This window comes from Agrobacterium sp. CCNWLW32, from assembly GCF_037083425.1.
GTDB lineage: Bacteria > Pseudomonadota > Alphaproteobacteria > Rhizobiales > Rhizobiaceae > Agrobacterium > Agrobacterium radiobacter.
The window spans coordinates 271892-297940 of the sequence record NZ_JBAOJM010000003.1 but is presented as its reverse complement, the minus strand read 5'-3'; the positions used below and the strand labels follow the sequence as shown (position 1 = coordinate 297940).

At 59.6% G+C, this 26049-nt stretch carries 28 protein-coding genes; 11 read left to right on the top strand and 17 right to left on the bottom strand.

Going from position 1 to position 26049, the window contains the following annotated elements; genetic code table 11:
- Positions 1 to 79 precede the first annotated feature (79 nt).
- Complete coding sequence (locus V6R85_RS08765; protein WP_087744731.1) at positions 80 to 493, top strand: GNAT family N-acetyltransferase; 414 nt, start codon at positions 80 to 82, stop codon at positions 491 to 493.
- 14 nt (positions 494 to 507) lie between these two features.
- Here the strand turns inward: V6R85_RS08765 and V6R85_RS08760 are convergent, their stop codons facing one another.
- Complete coding sequence (locus V6R85_RS08760; RefSeq protein WP_020808569.1) at positions 508 to 1461, bottom strand: LysR substrate-binding domain-containing protein; 954 nt, start codon at positions 1459 to 1461, stop codon at positions 508 to 510.
- 86 nt (positions 1462 to 1547) lie between these two features.
- Between V6R85_RS08760 and V6R85_RS08755 the strand changes: the two genes are divergently transcribed.
- Entirely contained in the window at positions 1548 to 2513 is a 966-nt protein-coding gene (locus tag V6R85_RS08755) for an MBL fold metallo-hydrolase (protein WP_111834692.1), read from the top strand.
- A 58-nt stretch (positions 2514 to 2571) separates the two neighbouring features.
- Here the strand turns inward: V6R85_RS08755 and V6R85_RS08750 are convergent, their stop codons facing one another.
- Positions 2572 to 3885 carry an MFS transporter gene (locus V6R85_RS08750; RefSeq protein ID WP_020808571.1) on the bottom strand — a complete coding sequence of 438 codons (1314 nt, stop codon included), beginning with the start codon at positions 3883 to 3885 and terminating at the stop codon, positions 2572 to 2574.
- Between the two features lie 304 nt (positions 3886 to 4189).
- The gene (locus V6R85_RS08745; RefSeq protein ID WP_004430175.1) at positions 4190 to 4759 is read right to left on the bottom strand and encodes a GNAT family N-acetyltransferase; all 570 of its coding nucleotides are present in this window, start codon (positions 4757 to 4759) and stop codon (positions 4190 to 4192) included.
- A 296-nt stretch (positions 4760 to 5055) separates the two neighbouring features.
- Here V6R85_RS08745 and V6R85_RS08740 point away from each other — a divergent pair, with 296 nt between their 5' ends.
- A complete protein-coding gene (locus V6R85_RS08740; RefSeq protein ID WP_111834769.1) occupies positions 5056 to 6048 on the top strand; it encodes a glutathione S-transferase family protein in 993 nt (330 codons plus the stop codon).
- 12 nt (positions 6049 to 6060) lie between these two features.
- Here the strand turns inward: V6R85_RS08740 and V6R85_RS08735 are convergent, their stop codons facing one another.
- A complete protein-coding gene (locus V6R85_RS08735) occupies positions 6061 to 6552 on the bottom strand; it encodes an NUDIX domain-containing protein (protein ID WP_111834691.1) in 492 nt (163 codons plus the stop codon).
- 66 nt (positions 6553 to 6618) lie between these two features.
- Between V6R85_RS08735 and V6R85_RS08730 the strand changes: the two genes are divergently transcribed.
- Complete coding sequence (locus tag V6R85_RS08730) at positions 6619 to 7569, top strand: metallophosphoesterase family protein (RefSeq protein ID WP_004430171.1); 951 nt, start codon at positions 6619 to 6621, stop codon at positions 7567 to 7569.
- Between the two features lie 209 nt (positions 7570 to 7778).
- On the opposite strand, the gene leuA is transcribed toward V6R85_RS08730, so the two are convergent.
- On the bottom strand, positions 7779 to 9488 hold the full coding sequence (gene leuA, locus V6R85_RS08725) for a 2-isopropylmalate synthase (RefSeq protein WP_111834690.1): 1710 nt from the start codon (positions 9486 to 9488) through the stop codon (positions 7779 to 7781).
- A 354-nt stretch (positions 9489 to 9842) separates the two neighbouring features.
- Complete coding sequence (locus V6R85_RS08720) at positions 9843 to 11021, bottom strand: benzoate/H(+) symporter BenE family transporter (protein ID WP_111834768.1); 1179 nt, start codon at positions 11019 to 11021, stop codon at positions 9843 to 9845.
- Between the two features lie 274 nt (positions 11022 to 11295).
- On the opposite strand from V6R85_RS08720, the gene V6R85_RS08715 reads away from it, so the two are divergent.
- Positions 11296 to 12378, top strand: coding sequence for an esterase-like activity of phytase family protein (locus V6R85_RS08715; RefSeq protein WP_020808577.1), 1083 nt, complete (start codon positions 11296 to 11298; stop codon positions 12376 to 12378).
- 72 nt (positions 12379 to 12450) lie between these two features.
- Here the strand turns inward: V6R85_RS08715 and V6R85_RS08710 are convergent, their stop codons facing one another.
- Together V6R85_RS08710 and V6R85_RS08705 are read right to left on the bottom strand one after the other, a co-directional pair.
- Positions 12451 to 13095, bottom strand: coding sequence for an NrsF family protein (locus V6R85_RS08710; protein ID WP_004430161.1), 645 nt, complete (start codon positions 13093 to 13095; stop codon positions 12451 to 12453).
- Positions 13092 to 13607, bottom strand: coding sequence for a sigma-70 family RNA polymerase sigma factor (locus tag V6R85_RS08705; protein WP_031233355.1), 516 nt, complete (start codon positions 13605 to 13607; stop codon positions 13092 to 13094). The genes V6R85_RS08710 and V6R85_RS08705 overlap by 4 nt, the downstream gene beginning before the upstream one ends.
- A gap of 218 nt (positions 13608 to 13825) precedes the next feature.
- Between V6R85_RS08705 and V6R85_RS08700 the strand changes: the two genes are divergently transcribed.
- Entirely contained in the window at positions 13826 to 14083 is a 258-nt protein-coding gene (locus tag V6R85_RS08700) for a pentapeptide MXKDX repeat protein (RefSeq protein WP_087744748.1), read from the top strand.
- Positions 14084 to 14154: 71 nt separating this feature from the next.
- On the opposite strand, the gene V6R85_RS08695 is transcribed toward V6R85_RS08700, so the two are convergent.
- Entirely contained in the window at positions 14155 to 14736 is a 582-nt protein-coding gene (locus V6R85_RS08695) for an ATP-dependent Clp protease proteolytic subunit (RefSeq protein ID WP_003523060.1), read from the bottom strand.
- Between the two features lie 233 nt (positions 14737 to 14969).
- On the opposite strand from V6R85_RS08695, the gene V6R85_RS08690 reads away from it, so the two are divergent.
- Positions 14970 to 15560: a HupE/UreJ family protein gene (locus V6R85_RS08690; protein ID WP_087744751.1), complete on the top strand. Its 591-nt coding sequence runs from the start codon at positions 14970 to 14972 to the stop codon at positions 15558 to 15560.
- Positions 15561 to 15660: 100 nt separating this feature from the next.
- Positions 15661 to 16407: a DUF2076 domain-containing protein gene (locus V6R85_RS08685; protein ID WP_004430152.1), complete on the top strand. Its 747-nt coding sequence runs from the start codon at positions 15661 to 15663 to the stop codon at positions 16405 to 16407.
- 25 nt (positions 16408 to 16432) lie between these two features.
- On the opposite strand, the gene queF is transcribed toward V6R85_RS08685, so the two are convergent.
- The 4 genes from queF to V6R85_RS08665 all read right to left on the bottom strand — a co-directional run bounded on the left by queF (position 16433) and on the right by V6R85_RS08665 (position 19550).
- On the bottom strand, positions 16433 to 16897 hold the full coding sequence (gene queF, locus V6R85_RS08680) for a preQ(1) synthase (RefSeq protein ID WP_004430149.1): 465 nt from the start codon (positions 16895 to 16897) through the stop codon (positions 16433 to 16435).
- A gap of 17 nt (positions 16898 to 16914) precedes the next feature.
- Positions 16915 to 17817: a cation diffusion facilitator family transporter gene (locus tag V6R85_RS08675; protein ID WP_035212697.1), complete on the bottom strand. Its 903-nt coding sequence runs from the start codon at positions 17815 to 17817 to the stop codon at positions 16915 to 16917.
- A gap of 155 nt (positions 17818 to 17972) precedes the next feature.
- Positions 17973 to 18374, bottom strand: coding sequence for a glyoxalase superfamily protein (locus tag V6R85_RS08670; RefSeq protein ID WP_004430143.1), 402 nt, complete (start codon positions 18372 to 18374; stop codon positions 17973 to 17975).
- Between the two features lie 69 nt (positions 18375 to 18443).
- Entirely contained in the window at positions 18444 to 19550 is a 1107-nt protein-coding gene (locus V6R85_RS08665; RefSeq protein WP_004430140.1) for a branched-chain amino acid ABC transporter substrate-binding protein, read from the bottom strand.
- Positions 19551 to 19833: 283 nt separating this feature from the next.
- On the opposite strand from V6R85_RS08665, the gene V6R85_RS08660 reads away from it, so the two are divergent.
- Positions 19834 to 21009 carry a DUF3095 domain-containing protein gene (locus V6R85_RS08660; RefSeq protein WP_004430138.1) on the top strand — a complete coding sequence of 392 codons (1176 nt, stop codon included), beginning with the start codon at positions 19834 to 19836 and terminating at the stop codon, positions 21007 to 21009.
- A 132-nt stretch (positions 21010 to 21141) separates the two neighbouring features.
- On the opposite strand, the gene V6R85_RS08655 is transcribed toward V6R85_RS08660, so the two are convergent.
- The 4 genes from V6R85_RS08655 to V6R85_RS08640 form a co-directional block, all read right to left on the bottom strand.
- A complete protein-coding gene (locus V6R85_RS08655) occupies positions 21142 to 21462 on the bottom strand; it encodes an ArsR/SmtB family transcription factor (RefSeq protein WP_003524068.1) in 321 nt (106 codons plus the stop codon).
- Positions 21463 to 22002: 540 nt separating this feature from the next.
- On the bottom strand, positions 22003 to 23049 hold the full coding sequence (gene choV / locus V6R85_RS08650; protein ID WP_004430131.1) for a choline ABC transporter ATP-binding protein: 1047 nt from the start codon (positions 23047 to 23049) through the stop codon (positions 22003 to 22005).
- A complete protein-coding gene (choW, locus tag V6R85_RS08645; RefSeq protein ID WP_035212696.1) occupies positions 23046 to 23897 on the bottom strand; it encodes a choline ABC transporter permease subunit in 852 nt (283 codons plus the stop codon). Before choW ends, choV begins: the two co-directional genes overlap by 4 nt.
- A gap of 285 nt (positions 23898 to 24182) precedes the next feature.
- Positions 24183 to 25136: a choline ABC transporter substrate-binding protein gene (locus V6R85_RS08640; RefSeq protein ID WP_060725174.1), complete on the bottom strand. Its 954-nt coding sequence runs from the start codon at positions 25134 to 25136 to the stop codon at positions 24183 to 24185.
- Between V6R85_RS08640 and V6R85_RS08635 the strand changes: the two genes are divergently transcribed.
- Both V6R85_RS08635 and V6R85_RS08630 read left to right on the top strand, forming a co-directional pair.
- Positions 25039 to 25410, top strand: coding sequence for a hypothetical protein (locus tag V6R85_RS08635; protein WP_162686907.1), 372 nt, complete (start codon positions 25039 to 25041; stop codon positions 25408 to 25410). The two genes, V6R85_RS08640 and V6R85_RS08635, sit on opposite strands and share 98 nt — an antisense overlap.
- A gap of 42 nt (positions 25411 to 25452) precedes the next feature.
- Entirely contained in the window at positions 25453 to 26034 is a 582-nt protein-coding gene (locus V6R85_RS08630) for a thymidine kinase (protein WP_004430120.1), read from the top strand.
- Positions 26035 to 26049: the final 15 nt, after the last annotated feature.

Sequence of the window (26049 nt, the reverse complement as noted above, 5' to 3'; positions counted from 1 at the left end):
GCCCGGCGGCAGCGCCGGGCTTTCCCGTCTCCGATTGGAAATCGAAAGCGGTCGCCACCCCGGCGTCTGGAGAGAAACCATGAATTTCATTTTGAGCGACGTCGCGGATCCAGAAGCCGAAAAGGCCATCCGCGATCCGCTGGTGGCCTATAATCTCGCCCGTTTCGGCGAAAGCGACAAACGCGAACTCATCATCACCATCCGTGACGACGAAAACATTGTTACCGGCGGTCTGGTTGGCCATACCGCCCGCGGCTGGCTTTACGTGCAGCTTCTTTTCATACCGGAAACCATGCGCGGTCGGGGCACGGCCCCCAAGCTGCTTGCAATGGCCGAGGAAGAAGCCAGAAAACGCGGCTGCATGGGCGCCTATATCGACACGATGAACCCGGATGCCCTGAGAACCTATGAACGCTACGGCTTCACCAAAATCGGCTCGCTTGGCCCCCTTTCCAGCGGCCAGTCGATCACCTGGCTGGAGAAGCGGTTCTAAATTGCATAAAGCTGCTAAGCCGCGATCCCCGATACCTCACCATCCACCGTCCGGCCCATAGCCTCGCGAATCTGCTGGCGAAGCCACACGGCCCCGGCATCCGCGTCGGTCTGCAGGGCCCAGACCATGGCGACGGGTGGGAAATTCAACGCCACCGGCACCGGGCTTATTTCCAGCCCCAGCAACGGCGCATAACGCAGCGCGATACGCGAGGACACGGTGGCCAGCACCGCCGAAGATCGCGCCGTTGCCAGTACCGAAAGAAAATCCGGCGCGGCGGCAACGACGTCGATCTCCAATCCGCTCAGCTCCAGCGCGTCCTTGATGCAGCCGTGCAGGCTGTCCGTCTGCGATATGACCGCATGTTTGGCCGCCACATAGGCGTCCAGTCCCACGGGATTGGGCAGATCAAGGAGAGCCGGGTTGAAACAGCAGAATACGCTGGAAGAATAGAGCGGTTCGCAATGGTGGCGCTGCTCTTTCGAATAGGTGCATCCGACAGCCATGTCGATCACACCCGTATCCAGCATCGCCGTGATTTCCTGCTCCTGCCCGTTGCGGGCGAGAATACGGATACCGGGCGCAATCTCCCGCAGCCGCGCCGTCAAATCCGGCAAAAGCAACAGTTCCACCTCGCTCGACATGCCCAGCCGGAATGTGCGGCGCTCCGTTGCCGGATCGAACACATCCGCCGTCAGCACCGCCGCCTGCGCCTGCCTGAGCGCCTGTCTCACCGGCCCGGCCAGATTGAGCGCCCGCGCCGTCGGCTTCATCTCCTGCCCCACGCGGATGAAAAGCTCGTCTTGAAACAGGGTCCGCAGGGTGGAGAGATTATGGCTCATGGCCGGCTGCTGGATTTTCAGCCGCCGCGCGGCGCGCGTGACATTCATTTCCTCCATCATCGCATCGAAGGCGATGAGAAGGTTGAGGTCGAAAGAACGAAGATTGAAATGATCGATAGTTTGCATAAGTCACATCGATTTGATTGCTGACCTCTCTACACTTAGCTGGAGTACGGAAAGTTTCAAGACGTTCCCCAACCCAGGAGCCCTCAATGCCGTCACGTCGCTCACTTCTCAAAGGCGCCGCCAGCGCCATCATCGCCGCCCCCTTCGTTGCACCCTCCCTCGCCTTCGCCAAGGCGCCGCTCGCCGCCACACAGGCACCCGGCTTTTACCGGCTGATGGTCGGCAAGGTGGAAGTCACCGCGCTTTCGGACGGCGTCATCGCGCTGCCGCTTGCCAAAATCTACACCAACACCACGCCGGAACATGCGACAAAGGTGCTGCAGGATGCCTTCCTGCCGGAAGAAACGCCCACCTCGGTCAACGCGTTTCTCGTCAACACCGGCGACAGGCTGGTGCTGATTGATGCCGGCACCGGCACCTATCTCGGCCCAAGCCTCGGCCGGCTCGTCGCCAATATCGAGGCCTCAGGCTACAAGGCGGGGGAGATAGACGATGTTATCCTCACCCATATCCATACCGACCACTCCGGCGGGCTGTCTGCGGATGGCAAACGCGTCTTTGCCAATGCGACCCTGCACGTCAACAAGCGCGAAGCCGCTTTCTGGCTTGATGAGGCAAAGGCCAAGGCGGCGCCCGAAGCGCTGAAGAAGGGTTATGCCGAAGCGAAGGAAAGCATCCAGCCCTATATCGATGCCGGCAAGTTCGAGACATTCGGTGATAGTGCCGCGCCGGTTCCCGGCCTCGGCTCTATCCTTTATGCCGGCCATACGCCGGGCCACAGCGGCATCGTTCTGGAAAGCGACGGCCAGAAAATCGTCTTCTGGGGCGATATCACCCATGGCGATATCCTCCAGTTCGATGAACCTGATGTCGCGATCGAATTCGACGTCGACCAAGAGGCTGCCGTCGCCGCCCGCGATCTGGCATTCCGGCAGGCGGTGGAAGGCAAATATCTGGTGGCAGGCGCCCATATCGCCTTCCCCGGCATAGGCCATGTGCGCACCGACAGCACCAATTACGATTGGCTTCCGGTCAATTACACGACGCTTTAACTGCAGAGCGGAATGGCCTGATCGTGGATCGGATCAGGCCATCACCCCTGAGCGGCAATCAGGTCAGCGCTACCTGCCGCGTTTCCGCATTGATCATCGTGGCCGCAATGGCGGCCAGCACCAGCAGCCCGGCAAATATGCCGATTGCGACACCAAAACCCTGCGCAATGGCATAACCAAGCAGAGACGGCGCAAGCAGGCCGCCAAGCCGCGCCATGGCGCCCGCGGCCCCCATGCCGGTCGCCCGGGATTCGGTTGGATAAAGCTCCGGCGTATAGGCATAAAGCGCTCCCCAGGTGCCGAGCAGCGCAAAGCTCATAATAAGCAGTGAGGCGGCAATCATTGCGCCGGCCGAAGCGAGCGTGAAGAGCAGGCATCCGAGCGCGGAGAGCAGGCAGAAGCCGATCAGTGTCGGCTTGCGGCCCCATTTTTCAACGCCATAGGCGGCAAGCGCATAACCGGGGATCTGCGCCAGCGCCACCAGCACTAGAAAACCATAACCACGCACGAAGCCGAAACCATCACCCGCCAGTTTCGCCGGCATCCAGGTGAAGACACCGTAATAGGAGACCGAAACGAGGAACCAGATGGCAAGGATCATGATGCTGCGCTGCCGGAGTGCGGGTGAAAATATCCCCTGCCCCTTGGCCACGTCAGGCTGGAAAAGCCCGGTTCCGGCATCGAGCGGCGCGCGGCCATTCGTCACCAGCATGCGGTTGACGACAGCCTTTGCTTCCTCTGACCGACCGCTGCGCAAGAGGTAAAGCGGCGATTCCGGCACCAGAAAGCGCAGGCCGAGACCGAGGACGGCCGGAAAGGCCGTCACGGCAAAAATATAACGCCATGCATCGGCGACACCGGCAAGGCTGGCGCCCCAGGCCGCAAGCGCCACGATCAGCGTTCCGACAGCCCAGAAGCCTTCCAGAAAGACCAGCCAGCGCCCGCGATTTTTGGCGGGCAGGAATTCCGCCATCATCGCATAATCCACCGGCAGCGTGCCGCCCACGGCAGCCCCGGTAAGAAAGCGCAGAACGAGCAGAATGGTGAAATCAGGCGAGAATATCGAAAGCACACCGAACAGCGCATCACAGGCCACGGTGACGATCAGCACCCGGCGACGCCCGTAACGATCCGCCAGCCGCCCGAAACCGGCAGCGCCGAGAAGCATGCCGAAAAAGAACGCCGTGCCGGTCTGCAGCGCCTGCGGCACCGTCAGGCCGAAGGTTGCGGCAATCGAGGCGGCGGTGAAGCCGACGGCCAGAACCTGCATGGCATCCGCCGCCCAGACGAGACCGAAAATGCCCATCAGCCTGCGCTGATAGGCGCCTGCGCCCGCGCGCTCCAGCGCCTCATTCATGGTGATTGCCGTCATGCCCCGCCCCTCTGCAGAAATCGACTTTCACTTGCTATCGCATGGGGGGAGGAAACGGAATTGAATTCTGTGGAGGGGTGCGCACGGTTGGAACGAAATGCTCGGCGCAACGATAGGCGAACCCCTGCGCCTCCGCCCTCATCCCTGTGCTTGTCACAGGGATCCCGCCAGCCCAAGTCCTTGGGCTGAAAAGAGTCCTCTCGCCGCGCAGATGCGCGTCGGCTGGATTCCTGTGACAAGCACAGGAATGAGGGAAGACAGAAGCGCTGGCGAGAAAAGGCAAAGCTGCCTTGCAGAAAGACCCTCAGCCGTAAACCCGAAGAGGCTCCTCAAAACCCTCATCTTCCGCAGCTGCGGCAGGCATCACGGCCTCGCAGTTGCGCCAGCCGATCTTGCCCTTCAACCGCTGATGAACGTCATTGCCAAGCGGCGCCACCAGCACCCGGTTCGGATCAACCGGTCCCGGAAAATCGAGCGCCGCATAAGCGACCTTCTCAAAACCGAGCGGCATGTAATAGGGCGGATCGCCGATCAGGATCACGGCCTCGGAGCCCTTCCGCCTTGCGGCCGCAATGGCGATCCGGACGAGTTCCCGGCCTATGCCCTTGTTTTTGTGCGAAGGCCGAACCGCAAGCGGGCCAAGCATATGGCCCTTCACCCCGCCGGCCAGGACGGGCGTCATGCGCACCGAAGCGATCGTCTCACCATCATCAGCGCAGACGAAGGACAGCGACCGGTCATGCGGACCCTGCTCACGGATGCGCGCCGCCGCACGGGTGTGCCGGCCGGGACCAAATGCTTCTTCGTTGATGACTTCGATGATGGCGTCGTGCGACGCGTCCTCGGTGAGGTAGACAAGATCGTGCTTGGACATAAAGAGACCGAAACTTCCAGAATGCGGATGCGACAATAGATGACGGCTGCGCCGGTAAGGGCGTTCAGGAGCGTCAGCGTCGTCGGAGCATCCGTGGTTCGATCATAGCCTGCAATTTCCTCAGATTTGTGAAAATCGCAATTATCAGGAAAATCACCCCCCGTCCAGAACAAATCTCGACGCTCCTCCTTTCAGCCTGTGCGGGACCGGAAACGCATTGTTCAATGCCTTGCGGGTTCGCGGGATTGAGCGAAACGGGTAGTATCGCCGTCAAGGAAACAATCAAGGAGATCATCATGGGCATGCTGGTGGAAGGTGTGTGGAAGGACGTCTGGTACGACACCAAGGAAACCAAGGGGCATTTCAAGCGCAGCGCCTCGCAATTCCGCAACTGGATCACAGTGGATGGCGCACCCGGCCCTTCCGGAGAAGGCGGTTTCGAGGCGGAGAAAGATCATTACCACCTCTATGTCTCCTTCGCCTGCCCCTGGGCGCACCGCACCCTGATCTTTCGCAAGCTGAAAAAGCTGGACGACCTGATCTCGGTCTCCGTCGTTGATCCGCTGATGCTGGAAAACGGCTGGGAATTCAAGCCGCCGGGCGAACGCACGCCGGGCGCGACCGAGGATCACCTGTTCGGCTCCTCCACGCTCTGGCAGGTCTATACCAAAGCGGACCCCAAATATTCCGGGCGCGTCACCGTGCCGGTGCTCTGGGACAAAAAGCGGGGCACCATCGTTTCCAATGAATCCGCGGAAATCATCCGCATGTTCAATACCGCCTTCAATGACCTCACCGGCTCGCAGGAGGATTATTATCCCGAAGCGTTGCGCGCCGAGATCGATGCGCTGAACGACGTGATCTATGACACCGTCAATAACGGCGTCTACAAGGCCGGCTTCGCCACGACACAGGACGCCTATCAGCAGAATGCCGTGAAGGTCTTCGAAACGCTCGATATGCTGGAAGATCGCCTGAAGGACCGCCGTTTCCTGTTCGGCGCGGAGCAGACGGAAGCGGACTGGCGTCTGTTCACCACTCTGGTGCGGTTCGATCCCGTTTATGTCGGCCATTTCAAGTGCAATATCCGCCGCATCCACGACTATCCGCACCTGACGGGTTACCTGCGCGATCTTTACCAGACACCGGGCGTGCCTGACACGGTCGACATGCGCCACATCAAGGAACATTATTACCGCAGCCACCGCACCATCAACCCGACCGGCATCGTGCCCGTCGGTCCGGAGCTGGACCTGACCATGGCGCATGGACGCGAGACGCTGGTCTGACGAAATACGCCGCTACCAGTAGTCGGCAATCGCCGCTTCGCCGGCAAGTTCGGCAAGGCGGCGGCGGGTTGCCGCCGTCACCCCTTCGGGCAGATTTGAAAGATCGAAAAAGCCGCTCTCGGCAATCTCATGATCCGGCTTTTTCGGTTTGGTCTGGGTGACATCAAGCCGATAAAGCGCGACATGGTCGCGATTGCTGCCTTCCAGATTAAGGTAAACGTGGAAAAGCTCCGGCTTTGAGGCAGCTTCGAGATTGCCTTCCTCGCGGATTTCCTTGTGCAGCGCCGCGAGCAGGGTTTCGCCGCGCTCCACCCCGCCGCCCGGCAGATACCAGCCCGGAAGATAGGTGTGCCGCACGAGAAAAATCCTGCCCTTTTCATCGAAGCAAGCCGCACGCACACCAAGAGTTGCGCCGCGCGTGAACAGAAAAACGAAATGCAGAAAGCGGATGAAGACACGCATATGGAACGGACGGGCCTGCCGCCCGGTTGTTTCGTCATTCACCCTGGTTTCTCCCCGCCTGCCGGCTTTTATTGGACGCGCGGCATATCATAGGTTATCTCTGCCGCCATGTTCAAACTTGCCCATATTTCAGACGTCCATTTAGGGCCACTGCCAAAACTCACTTTCCGGGAACTTGCATCGAAACGGATTACCGGTTTCGTCAACTGGCACCGCAACCGCCGCAAGCATCTCTTTACCGATACACTGGAAAAGCTGCTCGACGATCTCGAGGCAAAATCACCCGATCATCTGGCTATTACCGGCGATCTCGTCAATCTTGCGACGGGCATCGAAATCCGCGCCGCCGCCGACTGGCTTGAGGAAGTGGGCGACCCTGAGAGAACCTCGGTGGTCCCAGGCAATCACGACGCCTATGTTTCCGGCGCGCACGACAAGGCCATGCAGGCCTGGTATCCATACGTGCGTGGCGATGGCGACCCAGCGGAATGGGACGACGACCGCAAGATTTTCCCCTATATGCGCGTGCGCGGCCCCGTGGCGCTGATCGGCTGCTCCACCTCGATTGCGACACCACCCTTTTCGGCCACCGGCTATTTCGGCAACCGGCAGGCGCGTGCCACGGCGGAACTCTTAAAAAAAGCCGGTGAACAGGGGCTGTTCCGCGTGGTGATGATCCATCATCCGCCCATCCGGGGCGCTTCCCCCACCCACAAACGCATGATCGGCATTCGCCGTTTCGCGGCCGCACTCGGCGTCGGCGGTGCGGAACTCGTGCTGCACGGTCATACCCATCTCAACACGGTTTACTGGTTGAATACCCACCACGGGGAAGACCACATCCCGGTCGTCGGCATTTCCTCGGCCAGCCAGGGGCCGGGCGGTGAAAAACCGCGCGCGGCCTATAATCTCTTCCATATTTCCGGTGGGCCCGGCACATGGAATGTCGCCTGCGAACGCCATAGCCTCGATGAGACGGCGACGGGTGTGGCGCTGGAAGATGTGCGGGTGTTTTATGAAAACGGGCGACCGCTGGGGTTTTCTCTACCGAGGGAATAAAACCCGCGTGCGTGGAGCGGAGGAGGGCTTTACCCCCCTCTGCCCTGCCGGGCATCTCCCCCTCAAGGGGGGAGATCGACCTGAGGCTAGGTCTTGCCCATATCAAAGCCCGAGAATGAAGCTGCGGGAAAGCGTCTTGCCGATCTCCCCCCTTGAGGGGGAGATGTCCGGCAGGACAGAGGGGGGCCTCCCCCACCCTCAAAGCAAGCTTACTTAGCCCGCTCTTCCAGCACCCGGTTGGCCGCCGAAACAATCGCTTCCAGCGACGCACCGACGATATTCGTGTTAACCCCGGCGCCAAACAGCTTGCCGCCCGGATGCTCCATCTCGACATAGGCAATGGCCGAAGCATTCGAGCCATGCTGCAGCGAATGCTCGGAATAATCGTTCACCGACAGGTCGATGCCGAGATAGACCGACAACGCATTGATGAACCCGTCGATCGGACCGGTGCCCTTGCCCTCGATACGCTTCACCTCGCCATTATCGGTGATCTCGGCGGCAACGATGCGCACGCCCTTGAAATCGCCGGCCGGATAGGTGTGGTGATCGACGAACTTGATGCGCGCATTCGGCTGCGTCACATAACGCTCCATAAAGCGCTCATAGATGCGCTTGGCCGGCAGTTCGACGCCCTCTTCATCGGTAATGCGCTGGATGTCCTCGCGGAATTCCACCTGCAGGTTGCGCGGCAGGTTGATGCCGTAATCCTGCTGGAGAATATAGGCGATGCCGCCCTTGCCGGATTGCGAGTTGATGCGGATGATCGCCTCATAGGAGCGGCCGACATCCTTCGGGTCGATCGGCAGATAAGGCACTTCCCAGACGGGGTGATTGGCGACCTTGATCGCCTTCATGCCCTTGTTGATCGCATCCTGATGCGAGCCGGAAAACGCCGTGTAGACCAGTTCGCCGACATAAGGATGGCGCTCGGGGATCGTCATCTCGTTGGAATATTCATAGACCGCCTTGATGCGTTCGATATCGCGGCAATCCAGCTCGGGGTCGACGCCCTGCGTATACATGTTCAGCGCCAACGTCACGACGTCGACGTTGCCGGTGCGCTCGCCGTTGCCGAACAGCGTGCCTTCGACGCGGTCCGCACCGGCCATCAGAGCCAGCTCGGTCGCGGCAATGCCCGTGCCGCGGTCGTTATGCGGATGCAGCGAAATGATGACGTTTTCGCGGTTGTCGATATTGCGGCACATCCATTCGATCTGGTCGGCATAGATGTTCGGTGTCGCCATTTCCACCGTCGACGGCAGGTTCAGGATCAGCTTGTTGTCGGCCGTCGGCTTTACGACCTCGACCACGGCGTTGCAGATTTCCAGCGCCACTTCCAGCTCGGTGCCGGTAAAGCTCTCAGGCGAATATTCGAAGCGGAAACCTCCGCCGGCCTTGGCGGCCATGTCGGTGATCATCTTGGCGGCATCAACGGCAATCTGCTTGATGCCATGCACATCCTTGCCGAACACCACGCGGCGCTGCAATTCCGAGGTGGAATTGTAGAAATGGATGATCGGCTTGTTGGCGCCTTCCAGCGCTTCAAACGTGCGGGTAATCAGCTCCGGGCGGCACTGCACCAGCACCTGCAGGGAGACATCGTCAGGCACATTGCCTTCCTCCACGCACCAGCGGGCGAAATCGAAGTCCGTCTGCGAGGCGGAAGGAAAACCGATCTCGATTTCCTTGAAGCCCATTTCGAGCAGCAGCTTGAACATGCGGGCCTTGCGGTCGTGCCCCATGGGGTTGACCAGCGACTGGTTGCCGTCGCGCAGGTCCACCGAACACCAGATCGGCGCCTTGTCGATGGTCTTGCCCGGCCATGTACGGTCAGGAATATTGATGGTCGGGTAAGGGCGATACTTCACGCTCGCGTCCGACATGCCCTTGGAAATATTGGTGATCTTGCCGTCCATTTCGCTTCCTCCTTGCGCAGTCCGCGGGCTTCTCGAGCCATCGGCGGATGCGCGGCCCTCAAGGGCCTAAATCCAGTATAAAATGAGATTTCGAGATGAGGAGCGTTTGCGCCAGCGGGCTTTCGGCCGCCGGGCGCTCCTCACTGGACCCGGCAACCGCGTGTAAGGTCGAGGCTAAGAAGCGAGAGTGCACCGCGCGGAGAGGCGTTCGCAGAAATCTGCGCGCTCATGCCGGAAATGGTTGCGATGCTGTTGCTCATGGCGATGTGTATAAACAGCGGCTGGCGGTCTGACAAGTGATCTTGTGCCGTGCGCCGGTTATTTTCCCTGCCTGCCGCTCTCAAGCCTTTCTGCCTAACCGCGCTTCACCACCCGCTGCAACGCCATCATCAGCCCCCCGCCGATCAACCCCCAGAAGGCCCCGGAAACGCCGCCGAAGGAGAGGCCGGAGGCTGTGATGAGGAAAGTGATGGCCGCCGCCTCGCGGGTTTCCGGCTCCTTGAAGGCTGCCACTGCGGAGCCGGAAAAGGCGCCGACCAGCGCCAACCCCGCCACCGCCTGAATGAGGATGGGCGGCGCCAGCGCCACGAAGGCCGTGACCACGCCGGCCAGCAGGCCGAAGATGATATAGCCGACGCCTGCGATGATCGCCGCCCAGTAACGCCGTCTCGCATCAGGATGGGCATCCTCGCCCGCGCACATGGCCGCCGTGATGGCGGCAAGATTGACCGCATGGCCGCCAAAGGGCGCGGAAAGCAGGGAGAAAAAGCCGGTCGCCGCGAAAAGCGGGCCGGGCTGCGGGTCGTAGTGATTGACCTTCAGCACCGCGATACCGGGAATATTCTGCGAAGCCATGGTGACGATGAAGAGCGGCAGCGCGATGGAAACGACGGCGTGCAGGCTGAAGACGGGCGTTACCCACTCAATCGGCGGTGTCAGCGATTGCGCCACGCTATCGAGCGCGCCCTCGGGAATATCGACACCGAAGATCATGACAAGCACGAAGGCGGCAAGGGCCGCGGGCACGGCGAACAGCCGTTTAAAGGCACCAACAACGATCCAGGCGAGAATGATGGGTAATCCGAGCGCCGGGTTGAAGCCGATTGCCTTGATCGGCGCGAAACACAGGCCGATGATGACGCCTGACAGCATGGCATTGGCAAGCGGCGCGGGAATGGAGGCGACCGCCTTTCCAAGTGGCCTGAACAGGCCTGCGATGATGATCAAAATGGCGCAGATGACGAACCCGCCAACGGCTGCCGGGAAGCCACCCTCAATGACGCCGGTGGTGGCAAGCAGCGCGGCGCCCGGCGTCGACCACGCGATGCTGATGGGAAGCCGGGTTGTGACGGAAAGAGCTATGGCGCAAAGCCCCATCGCCACCGAAAGCGCCATCAGCGCCGACGCCGCTTCGAAATCCGTCGCACCGACGGCTTTCAGCCCCTGCAACACAACGGCGAAGGAGCTGGCGAAACCGACAAAGGCGGTAAGGCAGCCCATGAACAGGCTCTGGACGGAAAAATCTTTCAGCATGAAGCACTCTGCGGCCTGCGGCCTGTCGCAAACAACCGCAGCGGTCTGCATTGGCGACAGGCAGAAAAATTGAAGCGTGATGCGCGAATCCGGGGATGGCGACACGCCTTGGATGAAGCGTGGTTATATTCAGGATCAAAAAAGACGCGACTTGGCAAGATGGGCCACCAGACTTCAGGTACGGCGGCATGGAAAACGTCATCAAAGTTTAGCGGCGAGGCGCTAATCCTGCCCGCATCACAACAGGTCATCCGCCACGAGAGGGACCCTCGCCATGCTCCGCATCGTCACCATTGCCGCCTGCTGTTTTGCGGCTCTTCCCGCCACTGCCCAGACCCCGCCTGCGCCGGCCTTCCTCGGCCAGATCGTCATTCCCTCGGGCCTCTCCATCAATGGCGTTACCTTCGGCGGCATTTCCGATCTCGCCTTTGACAGCGAAACGGGCCGTTATTTCGCAATTTCCGATGATCGCGTGGAAAAAGGTCCGGCCCGCTATTACGAGCTGGAGCTGGCCGTAACGGAAGGCGCCGCCACGCTCAACATCGCCGCCATCCATGAATTGAAAGACGAGACCGGCGCGGCCTTTGCGCCGAAGAGCATCGATGCGGAAGGCATCGCGCTCGACCGCAAGGGCGGCAAGCTCTATTGGTCCTCCGAACGCGACCTGAAGAACCAGCCGGCGCTTTACGTCTCGGACATCGACGGCGGCAATGTGAAGCGGCTGGAACTGCCGGACGCCTATCTCGTCGACGACGCGAAGACCAAGGGCGTACAGAACAACCTCGCTTTTGAAGGCCTGGCCCTGATGCCCGGCCGGCTGATCGCCGCCACCGAAAACGCTCTCATCCAGGACGGCCCCAAGGCAACGCCGCAGGCGGGCAGCCCGGCCCGTATCCTCGTCATCGACACGGCGACGCTGAAACCGGTCGCCGAGCATGTCTATGTCACCGAGGCGATCTCCAAGACCCCAACCGCCGCCGAGCCGAAATATAACGACAACGGCCTTTCCGCCATTGCAGCCCTGCCGGATGGCCGTTTTGTCGCCGTCGAGCGCAATTTCGCCTCCGGCGTCGGCAACCACATCCGCTTCTTCATCGTCGACATGTCCCGCGCCGACAATATTCTCGGCAAGGACAAGATCGATCCGGCTTCCGTGGCTACCGTATCGAAATCACCCTGGTTTGAAATCAACGAAGGCGATTTCGGCCTCGATATCGACAATATCGAGAGCTTCGCCTTCGGCCCTGTGGTGGATGGCAAGCAGCTTTTTGTCATCGCCTCCGACGACAATTTCAACACAGGCAAGCAGTTCACCCAGTTTGCGGCATTCGCAATTCCCGCCAATCTGGGTCAGTGAAATCCACCGAAACAGAATGCCGGCTCTGGACAATGTCCGGGCCGGCATCGGCAACCGAGACGGATGCCTGCCTTACCAGCGGAGCAGACGTGAACCGGCGAAAGCGCCGATGATACCGGTCAAGAGAATGCCCAGGGAATACCAGATCAACACGAAAGCCATGCCGTTTTCGGTGCAGAACCACGAATAGACCCACGCCCCGGCCGCACCTGCGGCGATGCCAGCGGCAAAACCCGCAAGCGTGGGATCAGCGGGGGCCGACCGCCTGAGAACCGCGAAATTCGCCAGAAACAGCGGCAGCGCGAAAGCAACGATCAAAAACGGGCAATGCAGCGCCGACGATCCGAGAATGAGGGTGCTGTAGGTGCTGGGCACGGCAAATCCAAGCTGGACGAGCGCGATCAGCGCCATGGCGGCAAAAATCAGCGCAAGCCACACAAACAGGCAACCCCTCTCGCCTTCCGGCCGCGCAAGACGCATGACGGCAAAAAATGCAATGAGGGCCAGTAGGGCATTATAGGCGGATTTGACCCAGAAACCCGGCTCGGTCATGGCCTCGCTCATGTCGACGCGAAGCCCCAGAATGACGACCATCAGCACGAGCGAAAGGCCGAGCGCGGGCAATGCCGCGAATGCCAGCCTGCGCTCCAGCGCGAAAGCGGGGACAGGTTTCAGATCACCCGCCAGTTGTTCGATGATGTCTTCCGTTTTCCTCACCTGTCCCCCCGCAACTTCGCCGCCAGGACTTTCAGCGTTCTGTGAATGCCGACCCTTGCCGCAAGCTCGGTCTGGCCGGATTTTTCCGCCGCTTCGGCAATTGACTGGCCTTCGAGTTTCACTCTTCGAATGAGATCGCGTTGCCGCTCCGGCAGGTCGTCGAGCAGCCGCTCCACATCCATGCGGGCCATGACCGCATCGACGGAGGGTTCCGCCTCCAGCGTCTCATCGAGTTCGACTTCCGCCAGCATTCGGGCGCCCCTGCCCCGATAATGATCGATGAGCTTGTAGCGCGCTATCGAGAAGAACCACGCCGTGAAAGGTCTTGCACGGTCATAGGTCTCCCGCTTGGCGTGAAGCGACAACAGGGTTTCCTGCACAAGATCTTCGACATCGCCTCTGGAGGCGGCCGCCATGCGCCGGCTGAAATAGGCGATCAGCAGCCGCCTCAGGGCATGAAGCAAATGCCGGTAGGCGCCTTCGTCCCCATCGAGGGAACGCAGCATCAGCATTTTTAATGTCTCTTCCGAAAGGCTGCCTGTCATCGTCACTATCGGGTTATTCGCAGTCGGCAGGATATTGTTACATAGTGGCTTTAAAAAAATCTCGCCCGAACTTGTCGTCACAAGCGCGTGAAGATGTAACGGGCGGCGGGTCGCGCCCGAATGGACAATCGTGAGCCCCGGCACAATGCCGGCGGACATGCAACGACGTCCAGAGGAGACCCTTCATGACCCGCATTCTTACCGCCATTGCCGCCGCTTCCCTGTTCTCCGCTCTTTCCTTCGCAGGCATCGCCCATGCCGACAGCATGAAAACCGATACGATGAAGAAGGACACCATGCATAGCGACGCCATGAAGGCCGAGACCATGAAAAAGGATGGCATGTCCATGGCCAGCAAGAAGGACTGCATGGACAAGGCCGGTATGGAAATGGACAAGATGAAAAAGGCCGACATGATGAAGGCCTGCGACATGATGAAGTAAGGCCGGCCTGAACGAAAAAAGCCCGCACCGGTTTTGACCGATGCGGGCTTTCTCAAATGAAAATCGAAAACTCAGAGTTCCGACTGGCTTTCGACGATCTTGCCGACGAGGCCGTAATCCTTGGCCTCTTCCGCTCCGAGCCAGTAATCGCGATCGATGTCCTTGGCGATCTTTTCTTCGCTCTGGCCGGTGGCCTTGGAGAAGATCTTGATCAGGCGCTGGTTCATCTTGATGATTTCGCGGGCCTGGATTTCGATGTCGGATGCCATGCCGCGCGTGCCGCCGGAGGGTTGATGCAGCAGGAAGCGGGTGTTCGGCAGGCAAAGGCGGCGTTCCTTCGGTACCGAAACGTAAATCAGCGCACCGGCGGAGGCGACCCAGCCCGTGCCGATGATGTAGACCTTCGGCTTGATGAACTTGATCATGTCGTGGATGGAATCACCCGATTCGACATGGCCGCCCGGCGAATTGACGTAAACGCGAATGTCGTCGTCACTGGCGGCGGCAAGAGCCACGAGCTGCGTGCAGACCTTCTGCGCCAGTTCCTGCGTGATGCCGCCATAGATGAAGATCGAACGCGACTTGAAAAGATTCGCTTCCGTTTCCTTGCCGATCGGCAGTTCCTTGCTCTTGTCGTCTTCGTCTTCGTTCATCAACGGCTCTCCAGCGTAATTCATGCATGCCCTTCGGACATAGTGCGACTTGTTACGTAAGGCAATGAGCGAAAAAGGCAAGGTTTGCCCGCCAACAATAAACACCACCCCCGGCAGATGACGCATGGACAGCCTCTTGGCCTTCGCGATATCGTCAGCGCCTCATTGCAGCGCCGCCCGCCGCGGGAAGCCCAAGATCCCGCCGCTGACGGCAACAATTTCAAGAGGGAACCATGCTGAAAAGACTAAGCCTCGCCGCCGCCGCGCTCGGCCTCACCACCCTGCCCGCTTTCGCCCATCTGAACCCGGAAGAACACGGTTCCTTCATGGCCGGTGTCTCCCACCCCTTCTTCGGTGCGGACCATATTCTGGCGATGGTGGCCGTCGGCATCTGGGCCTCGCAGATCGCCTTTGCCCGAAACGACCGCAAGGCGCTGTGGATCGTGCCCGCCGCTTTCGTCGGCACCATGGCCGCAGGCTTCCTGATGGCGGTTTACGGCATTGACCTTCCCTTCGTCGAACCCGCCATTCTCGCCTCCGTCATCGGCCTTGGCCTGCTGGTTGCGATGGCGGCAAGGCTTCCCACGGCAGCGGCAGCGGCCGTTGTCGGCGCTTTCGCGCTTTTCCACGGCCATGCCCATGGCGGTGAACTCGGCAGCGCGGGCACACTTCAATTCGGCATCGGCTTCATGATCGCCACCGCCATCCTGCATGCGGCCGGCATCGCGCTCGGCCTCGGCATTGCCCGTTTCGGCTCGGCCGCAAGCCGCACCGTCGGCGCGCTGACGGCGATTGCGGGTCTCTCGCTCGCCTTTGGCGGCTGAGGATCATTACCGAAATTTAAAATTTGGACCGCTTTGAAAAGCCTGAATTCTGGCCTACCTCCTTATCGTGGATTTACGCTTCACGGTAAGGAGGCAGCATATGTCACCGGAAGAAAGCCAGCTTCTCAAGGCCCTGTTCGACAGGACCAAAACCGCATCCGCCACCCCGCGTGACCGCGAGGCGGAAACTTTGATCGCAGACGCCGTGCGCGATCAACCCGCAGCCCCCTATTATCTCGCCCAGGCGGTGATCGTTCAGGAAAAAGGTCTGGAAGCGGCAGCAGCCCATATCAAACAGCTCGAAGACCGCATCCACGCACTGGAAAGCGGTAATAGCGCCCCTCAGGCGGCGGCGCAGGGCGGTTTCCTCAGCTCCATCTTCGGCACCGGCCAGCCGCAACCACCCGCACCGGCACCAGCCCCTGCGGCCGCGCCGAGCTCATGGCGCAACGATACCGCCGGCCAGACGGCCGGCCCTTGGGGAGCGGCAGCCAATCAGCAGCAGCCCGGTGGCCCATGGAGCCAGGCCGCCGCAGGTGGACGTTCAGGCGGTGGTTTTCTGCAAGGCGCGCTCGGCACCGCTGCCGGTGTTGCGGGCGGCATGCTGCTGGCCAATTCGCTGAGCGGCATTTTCGGCAGCCACATGTCGTCGCTCGGCCTTGGCTCGCCCTTCAGCGGCGGCAATGCCGCTGGCAACGCACCCGTCGAGGAAACCGTCGTCAACAACTATTACGGCGACAGCGCAAGCCCGCAGAATAACGACGATGACGATATCCAGCAGGCCGATTACGACGACAGCGCCGATGATGCGGATGCTGATTCAGGCGACGACGGTTCGTTCGCCTGAACCTTGCATCACATAAACAGCCGGATCAGCCGCGGCCGCGATAGGTGGCAACGCCCTGATCCGGCAGCCACACGCCTTCAGGCGCCGGTCCGGTCTGCCAGAACACGTCAATCGGAATGCCGCCGCGCGGATACCAGTAAGCACCAATGCGCAGCCATTTCGGCTGCAGCAGTTCTACCAGCCGCTTGGCGATATAGACCGAGCAATCCTCGTGGAATGCGCCGTGGTTGCGGAAGGACTGCAAAAACAGCTTCAGCGACTTCGACTCCACCAGGAAATCGCCCGGAATGTAATCGATGACGATATGGGCGAAATCCGGCTGGCCGGTCATCGGGCAAAGCGAGGTGAATTCGGGCGCGGTGAAGCGCACGACATAATCGGTGCCGGCATTGCCGTTCGGCACTTTTTCGAGAACAGCCTTCTCCGGGCTCTCTGGCGTATCGACCTTCGTGCCCAGCTGCGACAGGCCGGAAACATCCGTCACGGACATGGAAAACTCCTGTTTATTTAAACAATCACTTTGACGCCATGCGCCTTTTCGCCTTCCGGCTCGACGTGAATGGCAAGGCTGGCGCCCGGTATGACGTCCCTTATGGCATCTTCAAGGCGGTCGCAAATATCATGCGCCTCCCGCACCGTCATGACGGCGGGAACGACGACGTGAAAATCGATGAAAGCGGCCGAACCGGCGCGGCGGGTTCTAAGATCATGCACGCCGATGACGCCGCCGGAATTTTCCGCGATCGCCTTCTTGATCGCCTCGTCCTCCTCCGGCTCCACCGCACGGTCCATCAAGCCGCCAAGCGAATGCAGAATGACTTTCGAGCCCTGGAAGAGGATGTTGACGGCCACCAGAATGGCGAGCAGCGGATCGAGAATGGCGTAACCCGTAAAAAGCGCCAGAACGAGGCCGACGAGAACGCCTGCCGAGGTCACGACGTCAGACATGATGTGATGGCCGTCAGCCGCGAGCGCCGGTGAGGCATATTTCTTGCCGACGCGAATGAGGATCGTAGCCCAGACAGCATTGATCGCACCCGCCGCCGCATTGATGACCAGACCGAGAACCGGCGCTTCCGGCAGCCTCGGATTGAAAAGAGCACCCCAGGCCTCCTGTACGATCAGGAGCGCGGCAACCACGATCAGCACACCCTCCACGACGGCAGAAATATACTCTGCCTTGTGGTGGCCGAACTGGTGGTCGTCATCGGCGGGCTTCTGCGCATAGCGAATGACGAAATAGGCGATGAAGGCCGCGACCACATTGACGGTCGATTCCAGACCGTCAGATAAAAGCGCGACCGAGCCCGTGACCCACCAGGCCACGAGTTTGAGGCCCAGCACACCGAAAGAAAGCGGAATGCTCCAGAATGCGAGCTTCCTTACCAGCGCATTGCCTTCACTGTTCATTTTTGCCCCCGTGCGGATGCGAACGAATTGCATGACCGACTGCCAAAACGCACGAACCGCGCGCACGGGGTCTCCGTGCGCGCGGTTCGCTATTTGAGCGTTCTATCGTTCAAACGGAGCACAAGGTCAAGGGCATTGCGCTCACGCCAAAAGCATCACTCTTCGCTCTTCTGCTCGCAGAAACGAATGCGGTTGCCGAATGGATCGGTCACTTCCATCACATCGCCCCAGGGCAGTTCTTCAACACCCGGTTTCAGGAAGCGATAATCCTTCGCCGCCAGTTCCTGTTGATAGGTGTGAACGCCGCGCATGGTAGCGAAAATGTTGGAGCCCGGCGTCGCATCACCGTGATGACCGCTGAGATGAAGGCCCATTCCGGCCCGTGAAACCTGCATGTAGAGCGGGAAATTATCGCCGAAGCGGTGTTCCCAATCGACCTCGAAACCGAGAAAATCGACATAGAACTCCCGCGCCTTGGCTTCGTCGAATATCCTGACGATCGGGAATATCCGCTCGAAGCTGATGTCTCCAGCGTTTTGTGTCCCGGCATCACCCATGCTGCCTCAACCTCTTTTCGGACCCATAAAATGAAACCGGCCGCAACAGGTGCGGCCGGTACAGTCAGCTTATTCGGCTGCGACGATCTTGCCGTCCTGCCACTTGAACAGCGAGAAGGCCTGCGACGTCAGGTCGCCGTTTTCGCCATAGGTGACCTTGCCGATTGCCGTCGGGAAAGCGTCGCCGCTCTTCAGGGCCGTGGCGACCGCTTCGGAATCCTTGGCGCTTCCGGCTTTCTCGATGCCGGCCTTCAGGACTTCAACGGCAGCGTAAGCGTTGAGCGTGAAGGCTTCCGCCGGAATGTTGGCGGCCTTCAGCGCTTCGGCAGCAGCCTTGGAGTCGTCGTTCTTCAGCGCGTCGGAAGCGTTGGTGAAGATCGTGCCTTCGCCAGCCTGCGAACCGATGTTCCAGAACTCGCTGTTGGACAGGCCGTCACCGCCGATAACGGCAGCCTTGGAACCAATGTCCTTCAGCTGGCGCACCAGAAGACCTGCTTCCGGGTGGTAACCGCCGAAATAGACGATGTCGGCATTGTCGGACTTCAGACGAGCCGTCAGCGCGCCGAGATCCTTTTCGCCTGGTGTCAGCGCATCATAGAGAACTTCGGTCACGCCACCGGCATTCAGCGTCGCCTTGAAGGAGTCTGCCAGACCTTTGCCGTAAGCGCCCTTGTCGTGAATGATGGCGATCTTCTTGTCCTTGAGGTTGGAAAGAACATATTTCGCCGCAACCTCGGCCTGCTGGTCGTCACGGCCGCAGGTGCGGAAGACGTTGGCAAGGCCGCGGTTGGTCAGGCCCGGCGCGGTCGCCGTCGGCGTCACCATCAGGACGCCATTTTCGGCAAAGACATCCGATGCCGGAATGGCGACGCCCGACGTCACCGGACCGACGACGAAGTGGATGCCTTCGGCAACAAGCTGGTTGGCAGCGGAAACGCCCTGCTTGGGCTCGCCGCCATCATCAGCGAGCTTCAGCACGACCTGTTCGCCGAGGATGCCGCCCTTTTTGTTGATTTCATTGACTGCCGTCTGGGCGCCGTTCTTGACCTGGTCGCCATAGGCGGCGACAGGACCGGTGAGCGGCGCAATCAGGCCGATGATGATTTCGGCATGAGCAAGGGGTGCGAATGCGAAGGACGCTGCGAGCGTCACGCTGGTCAATGTCTTCAGTTTCATCCTGGTGTCTCCTTAAAGGGGGTCGCGGACCCGGTGAGCGCCATGGGCGCCGACCGAATGAAACTATCGGACGCCTCCCGGCGAAAACTCGTTCCATTTTTGAATTCCGAGCCTTCCACTCAACTCATACGGAAGGTTTGATGATTTATGCAAGTCACTTTGCTGGATTAGGTCTATTAGCGGTAAATCATTCGCCGGATCGGCCGTGATTGCGCCGTCTGAACGGACAAATCGACCTTCCGTAAACGCTTGGCGTTTGGCCGCCGCTGGAGGATAATACGCCATGATCGCAGCAGATGAAGAATTTCTGGCGGGCCTTCCCGTCTTCCGGCATTTTGAAGACGTGGCCGACCCGGCGCTTTATCGCGCCCTGCCGCCGGGATGGGGGCTGGCCATCGCCGATATCGTTGATTCGACCGCGGCGATCGGTACTGGCCGATACAAGGCCGTCAACATGGCTGGTGCGGCGGTCATTTCAGGCGTTTCGAACAGTCTCGGACGTCACGACCTGCCCTTCGTTTTCGGCGGCGACGGCGCCGCCGTTGCCGTACCGCCCCAGGGGCTGCCTGTGGCGCGTGCAGCACTTTCGAATGTGCAGCGCTGGGTGAAGGATGACCTCGATCTTGCAATGCGCGTGGCCCTGGTCCCCGTCGAAGATATCCGCAAGAATGGTTTCGATATTCGCGTCGCCCGCTTTCAGGCAAGCGAGGATGTTTCCTACGCCATGTTTTCGGGCGGCGGTAACAGCTGGGCGGAAGCCCGGATGAAGGAGGGACAATATGCCCTGCCCGCAGCCGAAGCAGGCGAGCGCCCGGACCTGACGGGACTTTCCTGTCGCTGGAACCCCATTCCCGCCACCCGCGGCAAGGTGGTATCGATCATTGCCGTGCCGGGGCCGTCGCGGGACATGCCTGCATTCCGCCAGCTGGTCATCGATCTCGTCGATCTCGCCGAGCAGGACGCAAGACACGGCCATCCCGTGCCGGAGGATGGCCCAAAACTCGGTTTCGTGGGTGAGGGTCTCGGTCTGGAAGCCCGGGCCGGGGCTGCCTATCACGATGTCTGGGGCAAGATGCGCCGCTCGTTTCGCATTCTCGGCGAGTCCCTGCTCGTCAATCTTCTCAGCGTGACGGGGCTGTCGTTCGGACCGTTCAATGCGGTGCGCTATCGGCGCTCGGTCGCAAGCAATACTGATTTCAGAAAATTTGATGACGGACTGAAGATGACGGTGGATATCGACGCCTCACGGCTCGAAAAAATCCGCACGCGGCTCGAACAGGGTCGCCTATCGGGAAGCTGTTATTACGGCCTGCACGAACAGGATGCCGCCTTGATGACCTGTATCGTGCCGTCCCCGCTTTCCAGGGACCATATGCATTTCGTGGATGGCGCGGACGGCGGATATGCGGCTGCGGCAAGCCGCCTCAAGCAGCAGATACAATCTGCTGCGACGGGCTGAATACCACGCCGATACCAGCCCTCAATCTCTGTGCCTGGATGCACTACAGCGAAAGCCGACGAAAAGAAAAAACCGGCGTCGTGCGCCGGTTTCAATGGAGTGATGCTGCCGGACCTTAACACGGCCGTGGGATCAGGCTGCGGTCTTGCTGCTCTTCTGCGCCTGGCAGTAAATTTCCTCGAGGGAGGCGAGGATTTTTTTCACGGATTCGGAGTTGCTGGAATAGTAGATGGTCTGCGCATCGCGTCGTGTCTTCACTAGTCGCTGGGCACGCAACTTCGAAAGATGCTGCGAGAGAGCGGACTGGCTGAGACCAACCTGTGAAGCGAGAACACCAACCGGCACTTCCGTATCCACCAGCGTGCACAAGATCATCAGGCGCTTTGGATTCGCCATAGCTGAGAGCAAGTCTGCAGCGGCGATGCTATGTTCCGACAGAGATTGGTTATCCATACGCTCAAGTCTCCTGATGACAGTCGAAAAAGACGGTCATGGTGGCTATTATAGGTGTTCCAAAAGGTGTTTTTATAATTCAGTTGATACGTTGTATATACCTAAATCTTGCTTATATCGTGTCCCTTTCAAAGACTATTCTTCATCGGTTATTTACTTAAGATATTGTGATAAAATTATCAGCTTTTTGCTCGTTTTTTCACAGTCTAAGGATAAAAACATGTATTAGCAGCAGTATTTATAAGCAATAAACGATCAAAATTTGAGCGCTTCAATCTTAACACCCGGCGCCGGATTTTGGGGTGACAATCTATTACCACCTTAAATTTAGCAGCGAGCTAAAGAATCTAGATTAACTTTGCGCAATTTTCTCTAAGTTTGCAATATGATTTTTATTAGTAATTATTTTCATGCATAACTTGTGATATCAAAAATATTCTTTGCTACCGTGGGAAGGTATAACTTGCGCTGCAAAGATCTTGTAGAAACAGAAAAAGGGCCCTCCATGAAGGCCCTTTCTTTTTTCAGACGGGCGAATCACTATTTTTTGCGGTGACGCGTCAGCCCTGCCACGACTTCATCTGCGGAAATCGTGCCTATGATCGCGCCATTGTCGACGACGCCGATCGCTCCGGAGTTTTTTGACAGCGCATCGAGAATATCGATCAGCGGCGATGATGGACGGGCGGTGGCGGCGACGTTCATCTGGCCGTTGCGTTCGTCCACGCCCCGCTTCATCACATCGGCAGCAGTCAGCATGGAAATCGGGTTCATGTTCTGCACGAAATCCGCGACATATTGCGTGGCCGGCTGCTTGACGATCTGCTGCGGCGTTCCGCACTGGATGATGCGTCCGCCTTCCATCATGGCGATACGGTTGCCGATACGGAAGGCCTCGTCCAGATCGTGGCTGACGAAGAGGATAGTTTTCTTCAGCCTGCTCTGGAATTCCAGAAGCTCGTCCTGCAGGCGGCTTCTGATGAGGGGGTCAAGCGCCGAGAACGGCTCGTCCATCAACAGGATCGGCGCGCCGGTGGCAAACGCTCTCGCCAGCCCCACACGCTGCTGCATGCCGCCGGAAAGCTCTCCCACCTTGCGGTCGGCCCATGCGGAGAGATTGACCAGTTCCAGCTGCTCGGCCACCATGCGCTTGCGCTCGGCTTCCGGCACGCCGGAAAGCTCAAGCCCGAAGCCGACATTGTCGGCCACATTGCGCCAGGGCAGAAGACCGAACTGCTGGAAGACCATGGAAACCGTGTGCATGCGCAGATCGCGGAGCGATTTCGCCGGGCAGCGATAGGGATCGACATAGCCGGACTTGGTCTTCACGCCGACATTGCCGCGCACCACGGGCGCAAGCCCGTTGACGGCCCTGAGCAGGGTCGATTTGCCGGAGCCGGAAAGCCCCATCAGCACGAGTATCTCGCCTTCGCTGACCGAGAGCGAGGCATTGGCGACACCGAGAACCAGTCCGGTTTCGGTATTGATCTCGTCCCGCGTGCTGCCCTTGTCGATCAGCGGCAGCGCCGCATCGGGCCGGTCGCCGAAAACGATATCGACATTTCCGAAGATGATGGCGTCACTCATAGATCATCCTCCGCGCCGGGAAGGCGGAAAAGCCGGTCGAGAACGATCGCCAGGATGACGATGCACAGTCCCGCTTCGAAGCCCATGGCGATATTGACGGTGTTCAAGGCGCGCACGACAGGCACCCCGAGACCATTGGCGCCCACCAGCGCGGAAATGACCACCATCGACAGCGACAGCATGATCGTCTGGGTGAGGCCGGCCATGATCTGCGGTGCGGCGAAGGGAAGCTCCACCTTGCGCAATACTTGCGAAGGCGTCGCACCAAAGGCGACGGCCGCCTCGACCAGCGACGGCGGCGTCGAGACGATGCCGAGGCGGGTGAGGCGCACGGGAGCCGGAATGGCGAAGATGACGGTGGCGATGAGGCCCGGAACCATGCCGAGACCGAACAGCACCAGCGCCGGAATGAGATAGACGAAAGTGGGGATGGTCTGCATCAGATCCAGCGCCGGGCGCATGCCGGCATAGATCCACTTGCGTCGGGCCGCCAATATGCCGAGCGGTATACCGATGATCATGCACACGGCGCTGGCGGCGATGACCAGCGCCAGCGTTTCCGTCGTCGCTTTCCAGTAGCCGAGATTGATGATGAGCAGCAGCCCGAGCGCGGTAAAGATGGGCATGCCGACGGAGCGGCGCGTCCAGGCCGAAAGCGCCGTCAAGATCACGACGATGACCAGCGGATGCGGTGCCTGCAGCACATAAAGCAGGGCGTTGATGACGCTTTGGAAAATGAAGGAAAGCCAATCGAAGAAAAAAGCGAGATTGCCGGTCAGCCAGTCAATGGCCTCCTTGGCATATCGGCCGACGGGCAGGCGGTTTTCAGGAGCGCTGAGCCATTCCACGGTAAGAAAAGACCTTTCGTGAATTAAAACAATTCCAGCAAAAATGCGTAGCGGTTTTGCGTCCGGAATTGCGCAGACAACAAAGGAATGGAGCATCGTCATCCCGTTTTACCGGAATTGCTCCAATGCAGAAATGACGGCCGGCAATAAAACTGCCGGACGCGGTGCTGGCGCATGACCTTCAATGTCTGAAAATTCACAGGCAAGGTCATGCATGGGCATCGTTATTTCCCGCTGATCCGGCCTGCCATGCAGGCCGGATGCAGTCATGCATAGTCTTGCGGTTTAAAGGCCGAGAGCCTTCTTTACGGTGGGCAGGGCGTCGGCGCTGCCGTCCTTGGTCTTGACGTTGGCGAGCCAGGGTTCGATCGCCGCCGGGTTGGCCTTCAGCCAGGCGGTTGCAGCCGCCTCGCCCTCAAGGCCGTCATTCAGGATCTTGCCCATGATCTCGTTTTCCATGGGCAGGGAAAATTGCAGGTTCTTGAGGAAAGCGCCGACATTCGGGCATTCCTCGACGTAACCCTTGCGGACATTGGTATGGATCGTCGCGCCGCCGAGGTTGGGGCCGAAGACCTCGTCGCCGCCGGTCAGATAGGTCAGCTTGAAATTCGCATTCATCGGATGCGGTTCCCAGCCGAGAAAGACGATCGGCTCGCCGGATTTTTCCGCGCGGGCCACCTGGGAGAGCATGCCCTGCTCGGACGATTCGACCACCTCGAATGATTTCAGTCCGAAACTGTCCTTGGTCACCATGTCGAGAATCAGGCGGTTGCCGTCATTGCCGGGTTCGATGCCATAGATCTTACCGCCAAGATCAGCACTGTGGGCGGCGATATCCTTGAAATCCTTGATGCCGAGTTCGGCGCCCTTGGCGTTGGTCGCCAGCGTGTATTTGGCGCCGGTCAGGTTTTCCCGAAGCGTCTCGACAGACTTGTCTTCGCGATAAGGCGCAATATCGCCTTCCATGGTCGGCATCCAGTTGCCGAGGAAGACGTCAATGTCCTTGTTTTTGAGGGACGTGTAGGTAACGGGGACGGAGAGAAGCTTGACGTCCGTTTCATAGCCAAGGCTTTTCAGAAGGACGGTGGCTGTCGCCGTTGTGGCGGTGATGTCGGTCCAGCCCACATCGGAAAAACGCACCGTGCCGCAACTTGCCGGTTCGGCGGCGCTGGCCGCGCTGAACGTCATGGAGGAGATTGCTGCGGCCAAGACCAGACAGCGACTTCTATTTGCAAACATCGCTTGCTCCCTGTTTTTTCGTTCCCTTGCCATTATCAATATCTGCCGGACACAATCAACTCGCGTGCATTTGCGTGCTTTGGCCCACCGTTTGCGACAAAATGGTGAAAATGTCGGTATTCAGCGGTGCAATGTCGAAAAAGGGCAGGCCGTAGAAATCTGTGTTTTTCCCACGGCCATACTTTTCAATCCGCGTCTTCCTCGTCAAAAGACGCTGTATGCAACATCGGCTGGAGAACCGGAACCGGTTTGTGAGGCGCGGTGTGCCGATTGAAGAGGTTGGAGCATTCAAACGCGGGTGCTCCGGGAGTGGATAATGGCAAAACTCTATTTCAATTATTCGACGATGAATGCCGGCAAATCGACCATGCTGCTGCAAGCGTCCTATAATTATCACGAACGCGGCATGCGCACGCTGATCTTCACGGCGGCCTTTGACGACCGGGCGGGCGTCGGTCGCGTTGCCTCGCGCATCGGCCTCTCCTCCGACGCCCTGACCTTCGATGAAAATACCGACCTGTTCGCCGAGGTATCGGCCCACAATGCCGAAGGGCCGGTCGCCTGCGTTTTTGTCGATGAGGCCAATTTCCTCTCCGAACACCATGTCTGGCAGCTTGCCGAGATTGTCGACCAACTGAACATTCCGGTCATGACCTACGGCCTGCGCACGGATTTCCAGGGAAAGCTTTTTCCTGCCTCGAAAGAACTCCTCGCCATTGCCGACGAGCTTCGCGAAATCCGCACCATCTGCCATTGCGGCCGCAAGGCAACGATGGTGGCCCGCTTCGACAATGAAGGAAAGGTCGTGACCGAAGGCGCGCAGATCGATGTCGGCGGCAACGAGAAATATGTTTCCTTCTGCCGCCGCCACTGGGTGGAGACGTTCAAGGGCGAGTGAGCATCTGCGTCCGGT